This window comes from Bradyrhizobium sp. IC3123, assembly GCF_020193625.1.
Classification (GTDB): domain Bacteria; phylum Pseudomonadota; class Alphaproteobacteria; order Rhizobiales; family Xanthobacteraceae; genus Bradyrhizobium; species Bradyrhizobium yuanmingense.
On record NZ_JADYVF010000002.1, the window covers coordinates 533,073 to 550,716 of the forward strand.

20 protein-coding genes are annotated in these 17,644 nt (G+C 65.1%); 8 read left to right on the top strand and 12 right to left on the bottom strand.

The features are described 5' to 3' along the window. Positions 1-15 precede the first annotated feature (15 nt). The 6 genes from fabF to I6F20_RS08060 form a co-directional block, all read right to left on the bottom strand. Positions 16-1,281: a beta-ketoacyl-ACP synthase II gene (gene fabF / locus I6F20_RS08035; RefSeq protein ID WP_109144009.1), complete on the bottom strand. Its 1,266-nt coding sequence runs from the start codon at positions 1,279-1,281 to the stop codon at positions 16-18. Between the two features lie 108 nt (positions 1,282-1,389). Beyond that, positions 1,390-1,629 (bottom strand): acyl carrier protein, encoded by a 240-nt coding sequence (locus I6F20_RS08040; protein WP_008551805.1) that lies wholly within the window; start codon positions 1,627-1,629, stop codon positions 1,390-1,392. Between the two features lie 312 nt (positions 1,630-1,941). After that, positions 1,942-2,679: a 3-oxoacyl-[acyl-carrier-protein] reductase gene (fabG, locus tag I6F20_RS08045; protein WP_025035827.1), complete on the bottom strand. Its 738-nt coding sequence runs from the start codon at positions 2,677-2,679 to the stop codon at positions 1,942-1,944. Between the two features lie 12 nt (positions 2,680-2,691). Further along, positions 2,692-3,651, bottom strand: a complete 960-nt coding sequence (gene fabD, locus I6F20_RS08050; protein WP_109144010.1) for an ACP S-malonyltransferase — start codon at positions 3,649-3,651, stop codon at positions 2,692-2,694. 188 nt (positions 3,652-3,839) lie between these two features. Then, positions 3,840-4,865: a fatty acid desaturase family protein gene (locus I6F20_RS08055; RefSeq protein ID WP_225125696.1), complete on the bottom strand. Its 1,026-nt coding sequence runs from the start codon at positions 4,863-4,865 to the stop codon at positions 3,840-3,842. A gap of 3 nt (positions 4,866-4,868) precedes the next feature. Then, positions 4,869-5,573, bottom strand: coding sequence for a TetR/AcrR family transcriptional regulator C-terminal domain-containing protein (locus tag I6F20_RS08060; RefSeq protein ID WP_225125697.1), 705 nt, complete (start codon positions 5,571-5,573; stop codon positions 4,869-4,871). A 348-nt stretch (positions 5,574-5,921) separates the two neighbouring features. Between I6F20_RS08060 and rpsF the strand changes: the two genes are divergently transcribed. The 4 genes from rpsF to rplI all read left to right on the top strand — a co-directional run bounded on the left by rpsF (position 5,922) and on the right by rplI (position 8,397). Next, positions 5,922-6,389: a 30S ribosomal protein S6 gene (rpsF, locus tag I6F20_RS08065; RefSeq protein ID WP_025035823.1), complete on the top strand. Its 468-nt coding sequence runs from the start codon at positions 5,922-5,924 to the stop codon at positions 6,387-6,389. A 5-nt stretch (positions 6,390-6,394) separates the two neighbouring features. After that, positions 6,395-6,634 carry a 30S ribosomal protein S18 gene (gene rpsR / locus I6F20_RS08070; RefSeq protein ID WP_007592020.1) on the top strand — a complete coding sequence of 80 codons (240 nt, stop codon included), beginning with the start codon at positions 6,395-6,397 and terminating at the stop codon, positions 6,632-6,634. A 134-nt stretch (positions 6,635-6,768) separates the two neighbouring features. Next, positions 6,769-7,746 carry a DUF2232 domain-containing protein gene (locus I6F20_RS08075; RefSeq protein WP_057028958.1) on the top strand — a complete coding sequence of 326 codons (978 nt, stop codon included), beginning with the start codon at positions 6,769-6,771 and terminating at the stop codon, positions 7,744-7,746. A 51-nt stretch (positions 7,747-7,797) separates the two neighbouring features. Beyond that, positions 7,798-8,397 (top strand): 50S ribosomal protein L9, encoded by a 600-nt coding sequence (rplI, locus tag I6F20_RS08080; RefSeq protein ID WP_036000730.1) that lies wholly within the window; start codon positions 7,798-7,800, stop codon positions 8,395-8,397. A gap of 75 nt (positions 8,398-8,472) precedes the next feature. On the opposite strand, the gene I6F20_RS08085 is transcribed toward rplI, so the two are convergent. The 3 genes from I6F20_RS08085 to I6F20_RS08095 all read right to left on the bottom strand — a co-directional run bounded on the left by I6F20_RS08085 (position 8,473) and on the right by I6F20_RS08095 (position 10,508). Next, positions 8,473-8,940 (bottom strand): PaaI family thioesterase, encoded by a 468-nt coding sequence (locus tag I6F20_RS08085; RefSeq protein WP_225125698.1) that lies wholly within the window; start codon positions 8,938-8,940, stop codon positions 8,473-8,475. A gap of 11 nt (positions 8,941-8,951) precedes the next feature. Continuing rightward, positions 8,952-9,548 carry a TetR/AcrR family transcriptional regulator gene (locus I6F20_RS08090; RefSeq protein ID WP_225125699.1) on the bottom strand — a complete coding sequence of 199 codons (597 nt, stop codon included), beginning with the start codon at positions 9,546-9,548 and terminating at the stop codon, positions 8,952-8,954. 111 nt (positions 9,549-9,659) lie between these two features. Next, the gene (locus I6F20_RS08095; RefSeq protein WP_225125700.1) at positions 9,660-10,508 is read right to left on the bottom strand and encodes a hypothetical protein; all 849 of its coding nucleotides are present in this window, start codon (positions 10,506-10,508) and stop codon (positions 9,660-9,662) included. Positions 10,509-10,782: 274 nt separating this feature from the next. On the opposite strand from I6F20_RS08095, the gene I6F20_RS08100 reads away from it, so the two are divergent. Beyond that, positions 10,783-12,033, top strand: a complete 1,251-nt coding sequence (locus I6F20_RS08100; RefSeq protein WP_225125701.1) for a cyclopropane fatty acid synthase — start codon at positions 10,783-10,785, stop codon at positions 12,031-12,033. A 9-nt stretch (positions 12,034-12,042) separates the two neighbouring features. Here I6F20_RS08100 and I6F20_RS08105 read toward each other — a convergent pair whose 3' ends face one another. Next, on the bottom strand, positions 12,043-12,354 hold the full coding sequence (locus tag I6F20_RS08105) for a hypothetical protein (RefSeq protein WP_225125702.1): 312 nt from the start codon (positions 12,352-12,354) through the stop codon (positions 12,043-12,045). 445 nt (positions 12,355-12,799) lie between these two features. Between I6F20_RS08105 and I6F20_RS08110 the strand changes: the two genes are divergently transcribed. Together I6F20_RS08110 and alr are read left to right on the top strand one after the other, a co-directional pair. Next, entirely contained in the window at positions 12,800-14,305 is a 1,506-nt protein-coding gene (locus I6F20_RS08110) for a replicative DNA helicase (RefSeq protein ID WP_036000744.1), read from the top strand. A gap of 54 nt (positions 14,306-14,359) precedes the next feature. Continuing rightward, positions 14,360-15,637, top strand: a complete 1,278-nt coding sequence (gene alr, locus I6F20_RS08115; RefSeq protein WP_225126012.1) for an alanine racemase — start codon at positions 14,360-14,362, stop codon at positions 15,635-15,637. An 11-nt stretch (positions 15,638-15,648) separates the two neighbouring features. Here alr and I6F20_RS08120 read toward each other — a convergent pair whose 3' ends face one another. Next, positions 15,649-15,864 (bottom strand): cysteine rich repeat-containing protein, encoded by a 216-nt coding sequence (locus I6F20_RS08120; protein ID WP_036000751.1) that lies wholly within the window; start codon positions 15,862-15,864, stop codon positions 15,649-15,651. Between the two features lie 39 nt (positions 15,865-15,903). On the opposite strand from I6F20_RS08120, the gene I6F20_RS08125 reads away from it, so the two are divergent. Then, positions 15,904-16,674: an exodeoxyribonuclease III gene (locus I6F20_RS08125; RefSeq protein ID WP_036000754.1), complete on the top strand. Its 771-nt coding sequence runs from the start codon at positions 15,904-15,906 to the stop codon at positions 16,672-16,674. 176 nt (positions 16,675-16,850) lie between these two features. Here the strand turns inward: I6F20_RS08125 and I6F20_RS08130 are convergent, their stop codons facing one another. After that, positions 16,851-17,627 carry a potassium channel family protein gene (locus I6F20_RS08130; RefSeq protein ID WP_036000861.1) on the bottom strand — a complete coding sequence of 259 codons (777 nt, stop codon included), beginning with the start codon at positions 17,625-17,627 and terminating at the stop codon, positions 16,851-16,853. Between the last annotated feature and the right edge of the window lie 17 nt (positions 17,628-17,644).

The following is a 17,644-nucleotide window of genomic DNA, read 5'->3' on the forward strand; positions in this document are numbered from 1 at the left end:
CGTCTCAAACACAAACTAACTGACTAGGCGCCGGACGATCACCGACGCATTGGTACCGCCAAAACCAAAAGAGTTCGACAACGCGACGTTGACCTCACGCTGCTTCGACTTGTGCGGCACGAGATCGATCGCGGTCTCGACCGACGGATTGTCGAGATTGATCGTCGGCGGCACGACATTATCGCGAATCGCCAGAATCGCGAAAATCGCTTCGATCGCACCGGCCGCGCCGAGCAGATGGCCGGTCGACGACTTGGTCGAGGACATCGCGACCTTGGAGGCGGCGTTGCCGAGCAGACGCTCGACCGCGCCGAGCTCGATCTCGTCGCCGAGCGGCGTCGAGGTCCCGTGCGCATTGATGTAATCGAGATCGGACGGCGTCAACCCGGCACGCTTGAGCGCGGCCGACATGCTGCGGAAACCGCCATCGCCGTCGGGCGACGGCGAGGTGATGTGATAGGCATCACCCGACAGACCATAGCCGATCACCTCGGCATAGATCTTCGCGCCGCGCCGCCTGGCGTGCTCCAGCTCCTCCAGCACGAGGACGCCGGCGCCCTCGCCCATCACGAAGCCGTCGCGGTCTTTATCGTAGGGACGCGAGGCCTTTTCGGGAGTCTCGTTGAAACCGGTCGACAGCGCGCGCGCGGCGTTGAAGCCGGCAATGCCGATGCGGCTGATCGGCGACTCGGCGCCGCCCGCGACCATCACGTCGGCATCGCCCAGCGCGATCAGGCGGGCGGCATCGCCAACCGCATGCGCGCCGGTCGAGCATGCCGTGACCACCGAATGGTTCGGCCCCTTCAGCCCGTGCGCGATCGAGACGTAGCCGGAGGCGAGATTGATCAAGCGGCCGGGAATGAAGAACGGCGACACCCGGCGCGGCCCGCGCTCCTTCAGCAGGATCGCGGTATCGGCGATGCCGTTGAGGCCGCCGATGCCGGAGCCGATCATGGTGCCGGTCGCGCATTTGTCCTCTTCGGTCTCGGGATGCCAGTTGGCGTCGTCGAGCGCCTGACCGGCCGCGGCCATGCCGAAGATGATGAAGTCGTCGACCTTGCGCTGGTCCTTCGGCTCCATCCACTTGTCCGGATTGAAGCTGTCGTTCGAGCCGTCGCCGCGCACGACCGTGCAGGCGATCTTGGTCTGCAGATCGGAGACATCGAAGCTCTCGATCCTGCGCGCACCGCTTTCGCCGTTGAGGATGCGCTTCCAGGTCGGCTCGACGCCACAGCCGAGTGGCGAGACCATGCCGAGACCCGTGACGACAACCCGCCTCATATCCGAAAACTCCGCATCGAAAGAATCACGGCCAATAACAAGAAACCGGCTGACCGCTGCGAAGCGGCCCGTCCGGTTTCAATGTTGTCCCCGCGAAATTGAAGAGCCTTAGCTCTTCGCGTTCTTCTCGAGAAACTTCGTAGCGTCGCCGACGGTGAGAATCGTTTCCGCAGCGTCGTCCGGAATCTCGCAACCGAATTCCTCTTCGAACGCCATCACCAGCTCGACGGTATCCAGACTGTCGGCGCCGAGGTCGTCGATGAAGCTCGCGTTGTCGACAACCTTCTCGGGTTCAACACCAAGGTGTTCGACCACGATCTTCTTAACCCGCTCGCCAATGTCACTCATTGCTTAACCTCGTGTTGTTCCCTGTAGACCCGACCCCCCGGGACGATACGAGCCGTCGTGGTCGTTTGACTGCCTTCGCTTACGAACTTTGATTTGGCCCATCCTAACCGATGGAGGCCCCGGCGAACGACGGCCAAAGGCTCCGCATCGCCAATATACAGGGTTTCAAAAACCTGCAATGGCGTTCTTTGCCCATCCGTTGGAGGTCCGGTTATCATACTTCAATTGCCTTGACTACAAGCCTCATTTCGCTCCGGAAACGGCCGTTTGCCGCATGCCGCACCGCCGTGACAGGCGACGCGGCACGAGATGTCAGATCATGGCCATGCCGCCGTTGACGTGGATGGTCTGCCCGGTGACGTAGGCTGCTTCGTTCGAGCTCAGATAGACGGCGGCCGCTGCGATGTCCTCGGGCGTCCCCAGGCGGGCGGCCGGAACCTTGGTGAGAATCGTTTCGCGCTGCTTGTCGTTGAGCGCATCGGTCATCGGCGTCTTGATGAAGCCCGGCGCGATGCAGTTCGCGGTCACGCCACGCTTGGCGTATTCGGCCCCTAACGTCTTGATCATGCCGATCAGGCCGGCTTTCGACGCCGTATAATTGCCCTGCCCGGGATTGCCGGTGACGCCGACCACCGAGGTGATGGCGACGATGCGGCCGAAGCGCTTGCGCATCATCAGCTTGGTCGCGGCGCGCGCCAGGCGGAAGGTCGCGGTCAGATTGACGTTGATAACCTCGTCCCAGTCCTCGTCGCGAAGCTGCACGAAGAGATTGTCGCGCGTGATGCCGGCATTGGCGATGAGAATGTCGACCTGGCCCATCGCCGCTTCCGCAGCGGGCACCAGCGCCTCGACCTCATCGGCCTTGGAGAGATTGCAGGGCAGCACGTGGGCGCGCTCGCCGAGCTTGCCGGCAAGCTCGTCCAGCACCTCCTTGCGCGTCCCTGAAATGGCGACGGTGGCGCCCTGCGCGTGCAGCGCCTGCGCGATCGCGCCGCCAATGCCGCCGGTCGCGCCGGTGACGAGCGCCTTTCGGCCAGTCAGATCGAACATTGATGGACTCCTTTAAGCCTGCTTCGCAGCGGCCAATGCATCCTTGGCGGCGGCAATATCGTTCGGGCCGCCGACCGCAATGCCGACGGCACCGTCCGCGATACGCTTGACGAGACCGGTCAGCACCTTGCCGGCGCCGATCTCGAAGAAGCGGGTGACGCCCTGCCCGGCCATGTAAGCCACCGACTCGCGCCAGCGCACCGTGCCGGTGACCTGCTCGACCAGGCGGCGGCGGATCTCGTCGGGATCGGTGATGGCGCTCGCCAGCACGTTCGACACCAGCGGGGCGGCCGGCGCCTTGATCGTAACCTTCGACAGCGCCTCCGCCATGGCATCCGCAGCCGGCTGCATCAACTTGCAATGGAACGGGGCGGACACCGGCAGCAGCATCGCGCGCTTGGCGCCCTTGGCCTTGGCGATCTCGACGGCGCGATCGACCGCAGCCTTGTCGCCGGAGACGACGACCTGGCCGCCGCCATTGTCGTTGGCGGCCTGGCAGACCTGCCCCTGCGCCGCCTCGCCCGCGACCTCCATGGCGGCCTCGTAGTCGAGACCGAGCAGCGCGGCCATCGCGCCGGCGCCGACCGGGACCGCCTTTTGCATTGCGAGACCGCGGGTGCGAAGCAGACGCGCGGTATCCGAAACCGTCAGGCTGCCGGCCGCCGCCAGCGCCGAATATTCACCGAGCGAGTGGCCGGCGACGAAGGCCGCGTCTCGTCCCACGGAAAAACCAGCCTCGGCCTCGAGCACGCGCAAGGTCGCGATAGACACGGCCATCAGCGCCGGCTGGGCGTTCTCGGTGAGTTGGAGAGTTTCGGCCGGACCTTCCCAGATGATGGCCGTCAGCTTCTCCCCGAGCGCGGCATCGACCTCGTCGAATACGGCGCGCGCCACCGGAAAGGCGTCGGCCAGGGCCTTGCCCATGCCGACAGCCTGGGAACCCTGCCCAGGAAATGTGAATGCAGCCGTCATCGGCGCTCCCTGCTGTCAGGCATGATCCCTGTTCCGAACCGGCAGCCGATTTACGCCCGGCCTTAGGCCGTGGTTCCTTGGGCCATGGTTCCGGATCATGCTCCAAAGGGGGCCGTAGACACCGTCCGGGGCCGCACTGTCAAGCCGAGACGGGAACTTGGAGCAGCATTCAACGGGGAATAAGCCCCTCAAAACCCGCCGGCGGTCTGGTTGGCATCGACGTCCGCTCCTGCCCGCGCTCGGCGCGCACTGTTCACCAGTTGCCCCGGCCGATCCTCGCGGTTCGGCTTTGCCGTGGCCAGCCGCAGCACCGAAGCGTAGTTCGGCTGCACTTCCATGCGATCGGCGTACCGGCTCGCACTCAGCAGCCGGTGCACCTTCGGCAGATTGTAGCAGGGCACGTAGAACAACAGATGATGCTCGAGGTGATAGTTCACGTAATACGGCGCGATGAACAGGCGCTCGAGAAAATTGGCATGCGTCGTGCGCGTGTTGCGCAAGGGGTCGCTACTATCGGGGACGACGGCGTGCTCGGCGATATTGCGGATGCGGGTGATGACCATCATCCACGTCAAGAGCGGCACCAGCCAGAGCAGCGGATAGGCCCACCACACGCCGGCCGCGGCGAGCGCGGCAAACATGATCCCGTTGACCACACATTGCGGGCCGAGCATCTCCCAGAAATGCGCTGCACGTTGCCGCCATGACCAGTCCTTTGGCCCGAGCGCGTTGAGCAACTGCGCCTTGCGCTGCTGGTAGCCGGTCTGCCCGGTGATGTCGCGGATGAACTTGCGGCGATAGCTCAACTTGGTGATCGGAAACGGCGCCGACAGCACGAGGTCGGGGTCGTCCTCCTGCTGGGTGCGCGCATGGTGCTGAAGGTGATAGCGCCGGTAGCTGCGCGTCTCCGCAAACAGCGGATAGGCGCAGAACCACTGGCTCAGCGTCAGATTGGTTTTCTCGTCGGCGGACAGGCAGCCATGTGCGCCGTCATGCATCAGGATCGCAAGGCCGAGCTGGCGCGAGCCGATGATGGCGACGGCGAAGATATAGGTGAGCGGATTGGGCCGCCACGCGACCAGCGCGATGGCTGCAATGATTAGCGTCCAGGCGTGCGCGATCAGCGCAGCGCCTTTCCACGTCGCGCGCTGGCGCACCTCGGCCAATTGATCGTCGGTCAGGAAATCGCGGGCACGCATGCGAAGCGTGGTCATGGCCTAACCCTTTCCATTCGAATTGTCGGATGCCTCGCGCGCCTCGACGAGACGCAGGCGGGCGGTGTCTTCAGTAGATTTCGCCTGCTCGCCCAGCACGCGCAGCATCTCGGCGCAGAGCGCCTCGGGCGAGCGGCCCATCGCGTAGCCCTCGAGAATGACGCCGATGGCGACGGCCCAGAACCGCCGCGAGCTTTCGTCGGGCGCGCGCAGCGAGCGCCAGCCGTGCCGCGCGACCTGCCCCGCATAAGCGCGCGCACCCTCGCTGTGCAGGCGCTCGATGGTGCGCTCCACCAGTGGCGCGAGATCCTGGCGACGCCGCGTCAGCGTCAGCGCCTCGGCGAAGAAGGCGACCGAATCGCTCGCCGTCACGGTCTCGGCCAGCGCGTGGGTGTATTCCCCGGGCGTCCGCGCCTTGAGCGCCGCCTGCTCGGTGGCCCGTGCCAGATACAACAGATCGCGGCAGGCGCATTCGACAAACAGCGCCTCCTTGGTGCGGAAGTAATAGGTGATCTGGCTCGGGAACGCGTCCGCGGCGGCCGCGATGTCGGTAATCGACGTGCCTGACAGCCCCCGCTCCCGAAACAGCGGGCTCGCAGCATCCAGGAGCAGTGACCGCATCTTGCGGCCGGCCGAGCGCGTCGCGCGCGCAGTGTGCTTGGGGTCGCCTGCCGCTTCGAGCGGCGCATCGGCCGACGCTTCTGCCATGGGATCCTCTTCGCTGATTTATTTGTATGTTATACAAACAAACAGATCAAGCCAAATCTTGGTATGGAGGATGGGGTTCTTGTTCCCGTTGGAGGGCGGACCGGCTCGGCTCGAAGATGCCCCTCCACCTTGCAAAGCCGGCCAAAATCCGTATAAGGCGCCCATCCGCAGACCCCGGCCGGGAGCTGAACGGACGGTCTCAGCAAATCATTCGTGATTTTGGTGTGGCAGGGCCAGTCGGCCCGTCGTCCCGTGTTTCCGCCTTCTGAGCTTGATCCCAGAGTCCTTTCCGAAGGCCTCTTAAGGGTTTGACGCCGGGCGATGCGCCAACATGAGGAAAGGACGACCATGCCTCTTTACGAGCATGTTTTTCTCGCGCGTCAGGACGCGAGCCCGCAGCAGGTCGAAGAGCTGACTGCGCAGATGACCGGTATCGTCGAAGGTCTCGGCGGCAAGATCACCAAGACCGAGAATTGGGGCGTGCGCTCCCTCACCTACCGGATGAACAAGAACCGCAAGGCGCACTTCGTGCTGCTCAACATCGACGCGCCGTCCGCGGCGATCGCCGAGATCGAGCGCCAGGAGCGCATCAGCGAGGACGTGATCCGCTATCTCAGCGTCCGCGTCGAGGAGCTCGAGGAAGGCCCGTCCGCGATGATGCGCAAGGCCGATCGTGATCGCGAGCGTGACGATCGCGGCGGCGGCTTCCGCGGCGAGCGTGAAGGCGGCTTCCGTGGCGACCGCGAGGGCGGTTTCCGCGGCGATCGCGGTCCGCGCCGTCCGCGCGACGAAGCTGAAACCACGGATGGGGAGTAAGACCAATGGCTGAAGCTGGTGCACGTCGTCCGTTTTTCCGTCGTCGCAAGAGCTGCCCGTTCACGGGCGCCAATGCTCCGAAGATCGACTACAAGGACTCCAAGCTGCTGATGCGTTACGTCTCCGAGCGCGGCAAGATCGTGCCGAGCCGCATCACCGCGGTGTCCGCGAAGAAGCAGCGTGAGCTCGCCCGCGCCATCAAGCGCGCGCGCTTCCTGGGCCTCCTGCCCTACGTCATTCGCTGATACGACCAATTCGACCGGCGGACGCTAGCGCCGCCGGTCGCGACTTTTCGAACTCATAAGGCTTCCGGGTCGTCCGGTCGCCGATGGTTGGGGCAAGCGACGCCTCTAACCGCTCGAAGGGAGCGGGACAGCTGATGATGGCCTTTGGACTGATAGCCCTGATCGCCGGCGCTGCGTCGGCCCTGATGTTCGCCTCGATCATCTCGGGGGCGCTGATCGCGCTCGTCCTGTTCTATCTCGCTCCGCTCCCCCTGATGGTCGCCGCGATCGGCTGGGGCCCGCTTTGCGCGAGCATTGGTGGCATCGCCGCCGCGATCGGCCTCGGCGCCCTGTTCGGCCTGCCCTACTGCATCGCCTTCGCCGTCACCGTCGCGTTGCCGGCGTGGTGGCTCGGCCATCTCGTCCTGCTCGGACGTCAGGTGGGAAGCGCCGCGTCTGCCACCGGCACAGCGCCCTCCGCGGAGCCGGAGGTCGAGTGGTACCCGGTCGGCCGCATCCTGCTCTGGATTGCAGGCTTCGCGACGCTGACCACGATGGCCGCTTTGCTCACTCTCGGGACCGACGCGGAGACCATCACCGGCACGTTGCGCCGTGGCCTGACGCGCCTCCTGCGCGCCACCGACCCGCAAACTTCGGGCGAAGCCAGCCAGTTCGTCGACGCGCTGGTGCGCATCGCACCCGCCGCCGCCACGATTGCCGCGACGATGACGCTCACTCTCAACCTCTGGCTCAGCGCCAAGGTGACCGCGACGTCGGGCCGGCTGCGCCGTCCCTGGCCGGACCTCAAGACCACCGAGCTGCCGCAGATGACGCTGGTGGTGCTGTGCATCTCCCTCGCCTTCTGCTTCACCGGGGGGCTGCTTGGCATCGTGGCGCAGATCGCCACCGCCGCGCTGATGATGAGTTATGCGCTGGCCGGTTTCGCCGTATTGCATACGCTGACGCTCGCGCTGAACGGCCGCACGTTCTGGCTCGGCTCGACCTACGCCGCCGTGGTCGTGTTCGGATGGCCCGTGGTCGCGATGGTGATCCTTGGGCTTGCGGATGCCTTGTTTGGCTTGCGCGAACGCTTCCTGCGCAGCCGGCAGCCGCCGCCACTGCCTACACCTTGAGTTCAACCCCGAAACTGAAACCTTCGAGAGCACTTCAAAAGGAGAACGAATATGGAAGTCATTTTGCTGGAACGCGTCAACAAGCTCGGCCAGATGGGCGAAGTCGTGAAGGTTCGCGACGGCTACGCTCGCAATTTCCTGCTCAAGCGCGGCAAGGCGCTGCGCGCCACCGCCGACAACCGGGCCAAGTATGACGGCATGAAGGCCGAGCTCGAAGCGCGCAACCTCGCCTCGAAGGCCGAGGCGTCCAAGGTCGCCGAGAAGATCGAGGGCAAGAACATCATCGTGATCCGCCAGGCCTCGGAAGCCGGCCAGCTGTTCGGCTCGGTCAACGTGCGTGACATCGTGCTCGCGTTCGAAGCCGACGGCGTTTCGCTCGCCCGTCCGCAGATCCAGCTCGACGCGCCGATCAAGACCATCGGCAAGCACTCGATCACCGTTGCCGTTCATCCCGAAGTCGAGGTCGAGATCACCGTCACGGTTGCCCGCAGCCAGGACGAGGCCGAGCGCATCAACCGCGGCGAGGACATCTCGACCCGCAATGAGGATCGCGATGCGGCCGCCGAGGCGATCGCCGCCGCCGGCGAGTTCTTCGATCCGGAAGCCCAGCACGACGAGGTCGCGCCGGCGCCGGCTGCGGAAGAGAAGTAAGCAGCTCAACTCGTCATTCCGGGACGGTCCGCAAGACCAGACCCGGATGACGATCCCGATCAAAGCCCGGCTGCCTCACGCGGCCGGGCTTTTCGTTTTGGCAGCGATGTCCTCGCTCAGCATCGCGATCGAGGCCAGCGCGGTGGCCGTATGCTTCTCGACGCCGTCGCTGACGCAGAACACGTCGGCGGCGACCACCGCGACCTGGCGGCCCGGCTTGATCACCCGGGCGCGGCAGATCAGCTTCTCGCCGACCGCGGGCGACAACAGATTGAGCTTGTATTCCGCCGTCAGCGCCGGCTGGCCGCGCGACGTGGCGGCTGCGATCGTGGTGGCGTTGTCGACCAGGAAGGCGGTGACGCCGCCATGGAAGAAGCCGTGCTGCTGTAACAGCTCCGGCCGGCGCTCCACGGCGATGGTGCAGGTGCCGCGCGACAATTCGGAGAGCTCGGCGCCGACCAGGTTCATGAAACCCTGCCGGCCGATATTGGCGTGGATGCGCTCGGCAATCGGCGCAAATTCCGGATCAGCTTCGGCCCGCATGCGATCTCCCCTTATTGCTTGTTGATGCGATCGAACGGCCTCAGCGCACGATTGGCGCAGGCGATCAGCGTGTCCGCCTCGATGCGCGGATCGGTTCGCTCGCGACCCGACAGGAAGGCGCGGCAGAAGATCTGCGCCGGACCGATCAGCTGGCTGACGAACATCACCGGCGTCATCGGCAGAAGTTCGCCGCTTGCCACCAGCGGCGCGCGCCAGCGCTCAATGCCTTCGGCAAGCCGCGCATTCTGCGCCCGCTGGGCGTCGCGCACGTCTTCGCCCCACTCGCTGCGCGAGATCTCGAAGAGGTAGCGCGCCTCGCGCCGGCTGGTGACGACCCAGTCGAGATGCGCCCGGATCAGGCGATCGATGCCCCGCTCGGCGTCGGGGCCGGGATCGAGCGCGGCCAGTATCGCGGCGTGATAGTGCCGCAAGACCTCCAGAAACAACGCACCGGCAAGTTCTTTCTTCGAACCGAAGACGTGGAAGAAGCTGCCGTTGGAAGCCCGCGCGCGGGTGCGGATCGCAGCCACCGTCGCGGCTTCGAAGCCGACGCGGTCGAACACGGCAAGGCCGGCCGCCAACAGATCGTCTCGTACGCTCGCCGCCATGGGCGCCTCCTAGAGCAATACTCTAGAGCACTACTCTAATGGCGGTCAAGTCGATGCGAAGGCCGCGGATGGGCGCGGCCTTCGCATCGTCGATCGAAAGATCCGGGTGACTTAGCGCGAGATCGGCGGCACCGGCGGACCGGAGGACGCAGGCGGCGCCGGCGGCGGCGGGGCTGCAGCGGTCGCGGGCGGCGCCTGTTCCTGCGGCTTGGCCGCGGGGGCCGGCTCGGCAGGTTTCGGAGCAGCCTCTTCCACCGGCTTGGGCGCGGCCGGCTCAGCGGGCTTGGCGGCGGCTGGAGCGGCGGGCGTCACCTGCGGGACCGGATCGGGCCGCAGCGCCGGCGTCTCGCTGCGCGGCTCGACCTTGGCGCTGTCAGGCTTGACGGGCTCCGGCTTCGGCTCGGTCTTCTTGTCGTCGGTCGTCGGCGCCGCGGCATCGACCTTCGGGGCTTCCTCCGTGCCGGGCTTGGCGCGCCGCTTGCCTTTGCGTGCCTCGGGCGCAGCCTCTCCCTCCGGCTTGGCACCCTCCTCGGCCGGCCGAGCCGCACGCTTCTGGCGCGTACCCTCGGCGGCAGGAGCAGCGCCCTCGCCCTCCGGCCTCGCGGCATCCTGCGCGCGCTGGCGTCGACCCTGTTGTTCAGGCGCGGCGCCGTCCTTCTTGGCGTCCTTGGCCTGATAGCGCGTGTCGGTGGCACCGTTCGAGATCAGATAGGCGGAGAGGACGCCCGCCATATCCGAACTCGTCGTGTAGTGCTGGCGCAGGAATCCCGGCAGCGAGCCGGGCGACACGGACTTCAGCAGCCCGCGCGGGCTCTTGTGGCAGACATTGCAGGTCTGCGAGAACAGCTGCGACGGGGTCTTGCCAGCCTCGAGGTTCGTCGCCTGCGCAAGAACGGAATTAGCCGCACCGAAGCCAATCAGAAGCAACACCGTCGCGAGGCTGAGCGCTCGGCTCGACATTCCCATCATCTCCGTTGAATTTCCGCAAATGCAGCCGGCATCCGGCGCGGCGGCGGTCACCTTTTAACCGATTGAGCCGCGAATGGAAGCAGGTCCGCGCGCAAGGATGTGATTAAGCGGTTTTCGAATATCTACTTTGAACACAGTGCAATAGCGCAGCCGGAACCGGCTCGCTAGATTTGAATGCAAACGCATAGGAACCGCTGCGGCGCCTGGGCGTCAGTTATAAAGGCCGGGTAGTCGCATCTTTCGGGTTCGCTCGAGAGGATTGCCGATGGACCGTTTGTTGCGTCGATTTCTGTCCCAATTCATCCGCCGCGGGTCGTTGACGGTGACCAGCGCGAGCGGGTCGAAGTTCACCGTCGGCGACGGCTCCGGCGAGCCGGTCGCAGTCCGCTTCGTCACTGCGGACTCCGAGCGGAGGGTCCTCGTCAATCCCGAGCTGGGGCTGGGCGAGGCCTACATGAACGGCGAGTTCGTGGTCGAGCGCGGCACCATAGCTGATGCCCTCGCGATCCTGCTCGATCAACCCGACCCATTGCCGCAGTGGGCAAAGCCGTGGTGGCACCTGCGCTACCTGACGCGGCACCTCAAGCAGTTCAATCCCCGCCCGCGCTCCCGTCAAAACGTCGCTCATCATTACGATCTCGACGGCCGGCTCTATTCGCTGTTTCTCGATGCCGACAAGCAATATAGCTGCGCCTATTTCGAGACGCCCGAGATGTCGCTGGACGACGCGCAGCTTGCCAAGAAGCGGCACATCGCGGCGAAGCTTCTCGTCAGCAATGGCCAGCGCGTGCTCGACATCGGCTCCGGCTGGGGTGGCCTCGGGCTCTATCTCGCCGAGATCGCGAGCGCCGACGTCACCGGCATCACGCTGTCGACCGAGCAGCTGGATGTCGCCAATGCGCGCGCCGCCGAAAAGGGCCTGACGGGCTCGGCCAGATTCCAGCTCCAGGATTATCGCGACGTCGAAGGTACGTTCGACCGCATCGTCTCCGTCGGCATGTTCGAGCATGTCGGGGCGAGGTTCTACGACGCCTACTTCCAGCGCTGCGCCGAGCTGCTGAAGGAAGACGGCGTCATGCTGCTGCATTCGATCGGCCGTTCGCAGGGCCCGGATTCGACCAATCCGTGGATCGCCAAATACATCTTCCCCGGCGGCTACATTCCCGCGCTCTCGGAGGTGCTGCCGGCGATCGAGCGCGCGGGCCTGCTGGTCTGCGACATCGAGATTCTGCGCCTGCACTACGCCGAGACGCTGAAGGCCTGGCGCGAGCGGTTCATGGCGCGGCGCGAGGAAGCCGTGCAGCTCTACGACGAGCGCTTCGCCTTGATGTGGGAATTTTACCTCGCGGCCTGCGAGATGACGTTCCGCAAGCAAGCCATGATGAACTTCCAGATCCAGATCACCCGTCGCCAGGGCGTGGTGCCGATGACCCGCGACTATATCCCGCAGGAAGAAGCCCGGCTGCGGGCCCGGGAGGGCGCGGCCATGCCGAAGCTCAAGCTGGCTGGTGAATAGGTCCGGATCCTAGTGACGCAGGGTCGAAATCCCGGACGTCCGGAAAGACGCCGTTAACGCCAATTGCGCCCGCAATTCCAGCAGGATTTCGGGGGCGACCGGCTGGCGACGTACCTCGGGCCGCTCCGCGTGCTTCATAGCCGCGATCAGCCCCGACAGCCAAAGCCGGCTGCCTGCCTCGCTTCGCCAGTTCTGGTGCTGCCGTTCTGGCTGCATCGCTCGCCTCGTATCCCTGTTGGCGGGGAATGAGATAATCCCCTGCCCATCCGCCTGTTCCGACATGACACCCGAAAGAATCCGGGGAGATGTGATCTGCTTCACAGAAGTCTGGTCGGCCCTGGCTTAGACCGTCGCCATGAGCAAAGAGACCCAAACCTCATTCGACGTGCAGGACGACCTCCGCACCGACTACGCCCTGATCGTCACCGGCGTTGGGGCGGCTCTGGTTGCGCTGGTCTACCTCCTGCTGGTCTGAAGCCGAGCCGAATCGGTCAGCGTGCGTCATTTCGCGCGCCTCTCGATAGGTCTGCGCGTCAGCCCCCAGGGTTCACGGGTATCAGGATTTTTCCGCCGCGCGATCACAGCCCTCTGCGCCGAGCGAGTTCCGCCAAAATCCAGTCAAGCGCGGCGCGTGCTGCGACTGCTAATCATCCACCATTTTAACTGAGCGGTTGATAGCGGTCAGCTTTTGCTTCCGCTTTGACCTGCGGCGGCGCTTTATCCCGGCCCCGCATCCGCCCAAGAAAATTGCTAAGCACGTCCGACCATGGCACTGACTGATTCGAACGTTCTCAAACTCGCGCCCGATGCCGGAACTCCCGCCTATCGGAGCGCACCGCACAATATCGAGGCGGAACAGAGCCTTCTGGGCGCAATCCTGGTCAACAACGACGCCTTCTACCGCGTCTCCGACTTCCTGGAGGCCAAGCACTTCTTCGAGCCGCTGCACCAGACCATCTTCGAGACCGCCGGCAGCCTGATCCGGATGGGCAAGATCGCCACCCCGGTCACGCTGAAGACGTTCCTACCGGCCGATACCGATGTCGGCGGCATGACCATCGGACAATACCTGGCGCGGCTTGCGGCCGAAGCCACCACCATCATCAACGCCCAGGACTATGGCCGCACCATCTACGATCTGTCGTTGCGCCGCGACCTGATCGGCATCGGCGAGGACATGGTCAACGTCGCCTATGACGCCCCGGTCGACTTCCAACCGCGGGCGCAGATCGAGGACGCCGAGCGCAAGCTGTACGAGCTCGCCGAGTCCGGCCGCTATGACGGCGGCTTCCAGAAATTCTCGCAGGCGCTCACGGTCGCGGTCGATCTCGCGGCCAAGGCATTCCAGCGCGACGGCAAGCTGTCGGGCATTTCGACGGGCCTGCGCGACCTCGACACCAAGATGGGCGGCCTGCAGCATTCCGACCTCATCATCGTCGCGGGACGCCCCGGCATGGGCAAGACGTCGCTGGCGACCAACATCGCCTACAACGTCGCGCAGGCCTACGTGCCGGAGCTTCAGGCCGACGGCACCATGAAGGCCGCCAATGGCGGCGTGATCGGCTTCTTCTCCTGCGAAATGTCGGCCGACCAGCTCGCCACGCGTATCGTGGCCGAGCGCACCGGCATTCCCTCCTCCCACATCCGCCGCGGCGGCATCACGGAAGCCGATTTCGAGAAGATCCGGCAGGTCTCGATCGAGCTGCAGTCGCTGCCGTTCTACGTCGACGCCACCGGCGGCCTCTCCATCGCGCAGCTGATGGCGCGCGCGCGCCGACTCAAGCGCCAGAAGGGCCTCGATCTCCTGGTGATCGACTACATCCAGCTGCTCTCGGGCTCGGGCAAGCGCGCCAGCGACAGTCGCGTGCAGGAAATCACGGAGATCACGACCAGCCTGAAGGCGCTGGCCAAGGAGCTCAACGTTCCCGTGATCGCGCTGTCGCAGCTCTCGCGTCAGGTGGAATCGCGCGACGACAAGCGGCCGCAGCTGTCGGACTTGCGCGAATCCGGCTCGATCGAGCAGGACGCCGACGTCGTGCTGTTCGTGTTCCGCGAGGAATATTACCTCGCCATGAAGGAGCCGCGCCCCGGCACCGAAGAGCATGCCAAATGGCAGGCCGACATGGAACGTACCGTGGGGCGCGCCGAAGTCATCATCGGCAAGCAGCGCCACGGTCCGACCGGCACCGTCGAGCTGCACTTCGATGCCTCGGTCACGCGCTTCGGCGACCTCGCGCATGACGGCCAGCTGCCGGACCGCAGCGACTACTAGATTGTTCCCCGGGTTGAACGGGGCCGGTCTCTTGCGTAAAACGACGCCATGACAATGGCGTCCGCCCCGAAATCAATCCCGCAATCCGGCCCACTCTCCCCGGAGGCCAACCAGGCTGCCGCGCTCGCCGCCTTCGGCGGCGTGCTGACCGTCGATCTCGATGCGATCATCGCCAATTGGCGCAAGCTCGAGAAGACCGCGGTGCCGGCCGAATGTTCGGCGGTGATCAAGGCCGACGCCTATGGCTGCGGCGCCGAGCAGGTGTCGCGCGCCCTGAGCAAGGCCGGTTGCAAGACCTTCTTCGTCGCCACCATCGAGGAAGCGCGCAAGGTGCGCGCCGCCGTTCCGGAGCCCACGATCTACGTGCTCGGCGGCTATTTCCAGAACACCGGCGAGCACTACGCCAAGATCAATTGCCGTCCGGTGATCGGCGATCTCAACGAGCTCGCCGAATGGGACGTGTTCTGCCGCCGCACCGGCTGGAACGGGGGCGCCGCTGTTCACATCGACACCGGCATGAACCGGCTCGGGCTGACGCTGTCGGAGGCGCAGGCCATCATCCCCCGCATCAACGCCGGCGATCACGGCATCACGCTGGTGATGAGCCATCTGGTCTCGGCCGAGCAGCTCAACAGCCCGATCAATGCCAGACAGCTCGCGACCTTCCGCAGCATCGCCAGTGAGTTCACAGGCGTGCCGGCGGCGCTCGCCAACTCCTCCGGCATCTTCCTCGGCGCGCCCTTCCAGTTCGACCTGGTGCGCCCGGGAGCTGCGCTCTACGGCGTCAACCCGACGCCGGAGGCCGACAATCCCATGCAGCAGGTCGTCGACCTCAAGGCGCGCATCGTGCAGATCCGCAGCATCGAGCGCGGCGAGACCGTCGGCTATGGCGGCACCTGGACCGCGCGGCGGCCGACGAAACTGGCGATCATCGCGGTCGGCTATGCCGACGGCTATTTCCGCGCCGCCAGCTCCAATGACGGCACCCGCGGCGCCGATGTCATCGTGGCGGGCAAGCGCTGCCCTGTCGCGGGCCGCATCTCCATGGACCTGATCGCGATCGACATCACCGATCTGCCGCCGAACGCGGTGCGGCGCGGCCACATGGTGACGCTGCTCGGCGAAGGCATCACCGTCGACGAGCTCGCGCACCATTTCGGCACGATCGGCTATGAGGTGCTGACCAGCCTCGGCCGCCGCTATGCCCGCGTCTACAAGGGTGGCAATGTCGAGGAGCCGCTGACGAAGCCGGAGCCCGTCTCGAACGCCGGGCAGCCGCCTTCCCCACCGTCGATCGAACAGCCGTCGGCGTTGCCGCCGCTGCCGAGTTAAACCACCCGCACCTACTTCTTCTTCCGGCTGTCCAGCGCCGTCTTGCAGGTGGCGGTGAGCTGGTCGCGCTTGGCGTTGAGGCAGGCGACGATGCCGCCGCCCGGCGCGATGCCGGCGCAGAATTTGTCGTAGTCCGCCTTGCACGCGCCGCGCGTTTCGGCTGACTGTGCCGTGGCCCCGGAGAACGCGACGATGAAGGCGGTAGCGGCAAAGCTCAACTTGGACATTGTATCTCCGGGGACGAAAGGCAGAGCCGGTAGCTCTAGATGAAGATCGCGACATTCAACATCAACAACATCAACCGCCGCCTGCCCAATCTGTTGGCATGGCTGCGAATGGCGAGGCCCGATGTCGTCGCGCTCCAGGAGTTGAAGGCAAGTGATGGCGAATTTCCGGCAGCCGCCATCGAAAGGGCCGGCTATGGCGCGGTGTGGCGTGGACAAAAGACCTGGAACGGCGTCGCCATCCTCGCCCGCAATGCCGAGCCCGTGCTGACGCGCGACCGTTTGCCGGGAAAGCCTGCCGATCTCGAAGCGCGCTACATCGAGGCCGCCGTGCGTGGCGTCATCGTCACCAGCATTTATCTGCCCAACGGCAATCCGCAGCCGGGACCGAAATTCGACTACAAGCTCGACTGGTTCGCGCGGCTGCGGCGCCACGCCAACACCTTCATCAAGCAGGACCTGCCGGTGGTGCTCGCCGGCGACTACAATGTTGCGCCCACCGAGATCGACATCTATCCGACGCGCTCATGGGACAAGGATGCGCTGATCCAGCCGAAGAGCCGCGCAGCCTTTGCCGCGCTGGTCGAGCAAGGCTGGTGCGACGCGATCCGCGAGCTGCATCCGGACGAGCGCATCTACACGTTCTGGGACTACAAGCGGAACCGCTGGCCGCGCGATGCGGGCCTGCGGCTCGACCATCTCCTGCTCAGCCCTGCCCTCGCCCCGCGCCTCGCCAAAGCCGGCGTCGACAAGAAGATCCGCGGCGAGGACGGCGCCAGCGATCACGCGCCGGCGTGGGTGGTATTGCGGTGACCCAAACGCAGTCAGCAGCGGGCCGCCCGATAAAACCTGAGAAACAACCCCATGCACAGTAGCTGGCCCCAGTCCGCTCAATGACTTACGGGTAAACCGAAATCAAAGTTGATCCGTCGGGCAAAACACTGGCATGATGTCACCATCGAAGGCGTCCACGTGGCGCCGAGGGCTCTTCAGATCGCCCCTTCATCGGGAATGTTGAGGACGGTGCCGCAAGCCTTGCAATGCACCGCGTCGGCATCGTGCCTCTGGAGCCCGCACGTCGGGCATGGAAACCGCACCTTGTGGGGACTGAGGAGCGCGCGGGCGAGATTGAAGAACAGCGTCACGCCGAAAATCATGATCACGACGGTGATCAGACGACCGAACGTACCCGCCAGCGTGATGTCGCCGAAGCCGGTCGTCGTCAGCGCCGTGACGGTGAAATACAGGGCATCGGCATAGTTCCGGATCTCGTCGTTGCGAAACTTCTGGGTCTCGTACACGATCCCGGTCATGACGAAGATGAAAACGGCGAGGTTCGTGACGGCGAAGATGACCTCTTCGTTGCGACGAAAGAACGGGGAATCGATGCGCAGCCTCACCAGCATCTGGTAGTCGCGAAGCAGCCCCAGCGTTCGCAGGATCCGGAGAAAACCGCCCGCCTCGCCGGCAAGCGGCGCCAGGAAGGATACGATCGCGACCATGTCAGCCCAGGTCGCGAGCTGGGTGAATTTTTGAAACGGATGCCGATCGACCAGGAGCCGGGCGGAGAAGTCGGCCAGCAGAATAACGCCGAACAGGACGTCGAGCGTCTCGACGATGTCACTGGGCGGCAGGAACGAGGTCGCAATAATGAACAGCACCGTCACGATATCGAAGATGAGCAGCGCATAACGGAAGCGCACGCCGTCCGGCGTTGCGCCCTCGTAAAGGAGTCGGACGTTGCTTTTGAGAGACGTGAGGGTCACTGCACCATGATCGCGGT

Bases quoted from the DNA above. Each gene is read 5' to 3' on its own strand.
- I6F20_RS08055 (WP_225125696.1), bottom strand. From the start codon at position 4,865: ATGACCACGCTTCGCATGCGTGCCCGCGATTTCCTGACCGACGATCAA.
- I6F20_RS08095 (WP_225125700.1), bottom strand. From the start codon at position 10,508: ATGTCGAGCCGAGCGCTCAGCCTCGCGACGGTGTTGCTTCTGATTGGC.
- rpsF (WP_025035823.1), top strand. From the start codon at position 5,922: ATGCCTCTTTACGAGCATGTTTTTCTCGCGCGTCAGGACGCGAGCCCG.
- I6F20_RS08085 (WP_225125698.1), bottom strand. From the start codon at position 8,940: ATGCGGGCCGAAGCTGATCCGGAATTTGCGCCGATTGCCGAGCGCATC.
- I6F20_RS08075 (WP_057028958.1), top strand. From the start codon at position 6,769: ATGATGGCCTTTGGACTGATAGCCCTGATCGCCGGCGCTGCGTCGGCC.
- rpsR (WP_007592020.1), top strand. From the start codon at position 6,395: ATGGCTGAAGCTGGTGCACGTCGTCCGTTTTTCCGTCGTCGCAAGAGC.
- I6F20_RS08110 (WP_036000744.1), top strand. From the start codon at position 12,800: ATGGCACTGACTGATTCGAACGTTCTCAAACTCGCGCCCGATGCCGGA.
- I6F20_RS08100 (WP_225125701.1), top strand. From the start codon at position 10,783: ATGGACCGTTTGTTGCGTCGATTTCTGTCCCAATTCATCCGCCGCGGG.
- fabF (WP_109144009.1), bottom strand. From the start codon at position 1,281: ATGAGGCGGGTTGTCGTCACGGGTCTCGGCATGGTCTCGCCACTCGGC.
- I6F20_RS08090 (WP_225125699.1), bottom strand. From the start codon at position 9,548: ATGGCGGCGAGCGTACGAGACGATCTGTTGGCGGCCGGCCTTGCCGTG.
- I6F20_RS08040 (WP_008551805.1), bottom strand. From the start codon at position 1,629: ATGAGTGACATTGGCGAGCGGGTTAAGAAGATCGTGGTCGAACACCTT.
- alr (WP_225126012.1), top strand. From the start codon at position 14,360: ATGGCGTCCGCCCCGAAATCAATCCCGCAATCCGGCCCACTCTCCCCG.
- rplI (WP_036000730.1), top strand. From the start codon at position 7,798: ATGGAAGTCATTTTGCTGGAACGCGTCAACAAGCTCGGCCAGATGGGC.
- fabD (WP_109144010.1), bottom strand. From the start codon at position 3,651: ATGACGGCTGCATTCACATTTCCTGGGCAGGGTTCCCAGGCTGTCGGC.
- I6F20_RS08060 (WP_225125697.1), bottom strand. From the start codon at position 5,573: ATGGCAGAAGCGTCGGCCGATGCGCCGCTCGAAGCGGCAGGCGACCCC.
- I6F20_RS08120 (WP_036000751.1), bottom strand. From the start codon at position 15,864: ATGTCCAAGTTGAGCTTTGCCGCTACCGCCTTCATCGTCGCGTTCTCC.
- I6F20_RS08125 (WP_036000754.1), top strand. From the start codon at position 15,904: ATGAAGATCGCGACATTCAACATCAACAACATCAACCGCCGCCTGCCC.
- fabG (WP_025035827.1), bottom strand. From the start codon at position 2,679: ATGTTCGATCTGACTGGCCGAAAGGCGCTCGTCACCGGCGCGACCGGC.